2 protein-coding genes and 1 pseudogene are annotated in these 2,849 nt (G+C 70.6%); 1 reads left to right on the top strand and 2 read right to left on the bottom strand.

Annotated features, from left to right (window positions below; all coding sequences use genetic code 11):
- Nucleotides 1-325, top strand: a 325-nt coding sequence (locus GT042_RS39970; RefSeq protein ID WP_161311914.1) for a helix-turn-helix domain-containing protein, incomplete at its 5' end; no start/stop codon positions are given.
- Nucleotides 326-464: 139 nt separating this feature from the next.
- On the opposite strand, the gene serA is transcribed toward GT042_RS39970, so the two are convergent.
- Both serA and GT042_RS30420 read right to left on the bottom strand, forming a co-directional pair.
- Entirely contained in the window at nt 465-2,057 is a 1,593-nt protein-coding gene (serA, locus tag GT042_RS30425) for a phosphoglycerate dehydrogenase (protein WP_161311913.1), read from the bottom strand.
- Nucleotides 2,058-2,339: 282 nt separating this feature from the next.
- Nucleotides 2,340-2,849, bottom strand: a pseudogene (locus GT042_RS30420) (ketol-acid reductoisomerase); the annotation flags it as partial.

Below are 2,849 nucleotides of genomic sequence, written 5' to 3'. Positions count from 1 at the left end.
CCGGACCGCGGTGGCCCAACCCCGCCTGGGCCCGGTCGCCCAGTGGCCGGCGATGGGCCCGTACCGCCTCCTCACCGCCCTCCCCCCGACCCCGGACCCGGCGGTGAGCCCCCTCCTGACCCCGGCCCACACCGAACTGGCCCACACCGCCGAGGTCTACCTCGACTGCGCGGGCCAGGCGGGCCGTACGGCGGCGGCCCTGGGCATCCACCGCCAGACGCTCTACTACCGCCTGTCCCGCATCGAACACCTGACGGGCCTGGACCTGACCTCGGGCGAGGACCGCCTGCTGCTGCACATGGGGCTGAAGGCGGCGCGGCTCTGAGGAGATCCAGGGCACACAGGCGGCTGTCCCCTGAGGCACAGGGCCCGACCGGGCGGGCGGACAACAGAGCGCCGGGCGGGCAAGAAGCCCGTCCGGCGCTTGAGGACGACGTGGACCGCGGGGGTCGCGTCAGTCGGTGTCAGTCGGTGAGGTTCACCGTGCGGGCCGAGGCCGCGCCGATCTCTTCGGCGATCTCCGTCAGGACCGCGGGGGGCACGTTGTCGTCCACCGTCAGGACCACCACCGCCTCGCCGCCCTCCTCCGCGCGGGAGACCTGCATGCCCGCGATGTTCAGACCCGCCTCGCCGAGGATGCGGCCGACCGTGCCGACCACACCGGGACGGTCCTCGTAGCGCAGCACGACCATGTGGTCGGCGAGCGCGACGTCGATGTCGTAGTCACCGATGGCGACGATCTTCTGGAGGTGCTTGGGGCCCGCCAGGGTGCCGGAGACCGACACCTCCTCGCCGCCCGCGAGCGTGCCGCGGACGGTGACCACGTTGCGGTGGTTCGGGGACTCGCTGGAGGTGGTGAGCCGTACCTCGACGCCGCGCTCCTGCGCGAACAGCGGGGCGTTCACGTAGCTCACCGTCTCCGCGACGACGTCCTCGAACACGCCCTTGAGCGCGGAGAGTTCGAGCACCTTCACGTCGTGCTGGGTGATCTCGCCGTACACCTCGACGTCGAGCCGGACCGCGACCTCGCCCGCGAGGGCGGTGAAGATGCGGCCGAGCTTCTCGGCGAGCGGCAGGCCGGGCCGTACGTCCTCGGCGATGACGCCGCCCTGGACGTTGACCGCGTCGGGGACCAGTTCACCGGCGAGCGCGAGCCGTACGGAACGGGCGACCGCGACGCCCGCCTTCTCCTGCGCCTCGTCGGTGGACGCGCCGAGGTGCGGGGTGGCGACGACCTGGTCGAACTCGAAGAGCGGGGAGTCCGTGCAGGGCTCCTTCGCGTACACGTCCAGACCGGCGCCGGCGACGCGGCCCTCCTTGAGGGCGGCGGCGAGCGCCACCTCGTCCACGATCCCGCCGCGCGCGGCGTTGACGATCCGGACCGACGGCTTGACCTTGTGCAGCGCGTCGTCGCCGATCAGACCCAGCGTCTCGGGGGTCTTGGGCAGGTGGACGGTGATGAAGTCGGCGACCGCGAGCAGTTCGTCCAGCGTGAGGAGCTTGACGCCCATCTGCGCGGCGCGGGCCGGCTGCACGTACGGGTCGTACGCGACGATGTTCATGCCGAACGCGGACATGCGCTGCGCGACCAGGACCCCGATGCGGCCGAGGCCGACGACTCCGAGGGTCTTCTCGCTCAGCTCGACGCCCGTGTACTTGGAGCGCTTCCACTCACCGTTCTTGAGCGCGGTGTTGGCCTGGGGGATGTGCCGCGCGGTGGCGATCAGCAGACCGCAGGCCAGCTCGGCGGCGGTGACGATGTTCGAGGTGGGCGCGTTCACGACCATCACGCCGGCCTTGGTGGCGGCGGAGACGTCGACGTTGTCGAGGCCCACCCCGGCGCGGGCGACGACGCGCAGCTTGCGCGCCGCGGCGATGGCCTCGGCGTCGACCTTGGTGGCGGAGCGGACGAGGATCGCGTCCACATCGGCGATGGCGGGCAGCAGTTCCGCGCGGTCGGCGCCGTTGCAGTGCCGGATCTCGAAGTCCGGACCGAGCGCGTCGACCGTGGCGGGCGAAAGCTCTTCGGCGATGAGTACGACAGGTTTCGAGCTCACGTGAGTCCTCACAAGTCCCATTGCGGACGGCCGTCCCGACGGCCGCATGCGGTGGAGGTCTGACCGCGAAGACGCACGACGCTGTGGGCCTGACGCGTTTGTGTTGAGCAGTGTAGTGCTGTCACCGGGTGTGGACTTCCGCCTTCGGCGACTGCGTCACCCGTACGGGAATCCCGTACGGGAGCTGCCTGAGACACGCGCGAAAACCCCTGCGCGCCCCCGGGCGCCGGGCGGGCTCCAGGCCCGTCCGGCGCTCGGGAACGACCCCCGGCGGGGGCTCGGTCACGCGTCGTTGTCGACCCAGCTCATGAGCTTGCGCAGCTCCGCGCCGGTGGTGGCGAGCAGGCTGTCGCTGTCGGCCTGCTTGTACTCGTTGTACTTCTTCAGACCGCCGTGGTATTCGTCCATCCAGGTCTGGGCGAAGGACCCGTCCTGGATCTCGGCGAGGATCTTCTTCATCTCGGCCTTGGTCTGGTCGGTGATGATGCGGGGGCCGGTGACGTAGTCGCCCCACTCGGCGGTCTCGGAGACCGACCAGCGCATCTTCTCCAGGCCGCCCTCGTACATGAGGTCCACGATCAGCTTCAGCTCGTGGAGGCACTCGAAGTACGCGATCTCCGGCTGGTAGCCGGCCTCGGTCAGCGTCTCGAAGCCCGCCTTGACCAGCGCCGCCGTACCACCGCACAGGACCGCCTGCTCACCGAACAGGTCGGTCTCCGTCTCCTCCTTGAACGTCGTCTTGATGACGCCGGCGCGCGTGCCGCCGATCCCCTTCGCGTAGGAGAGCGCCAG

Origin of the sequence: Streptomyces sp. SID3212, from assembly GCF_009865405.1 — a bacterium.
In the GTDB taxonomy this organism is placed as follows: Bacteria; Actinomycetota; Actinomycetes; order Streptomycetales; family Streptomycetaceae; genus Streptomyces.
Note: the sequence above shows the minus strand (reverse complement) of the source record. Positions and strands in the feature narration are given on the sequence as shown.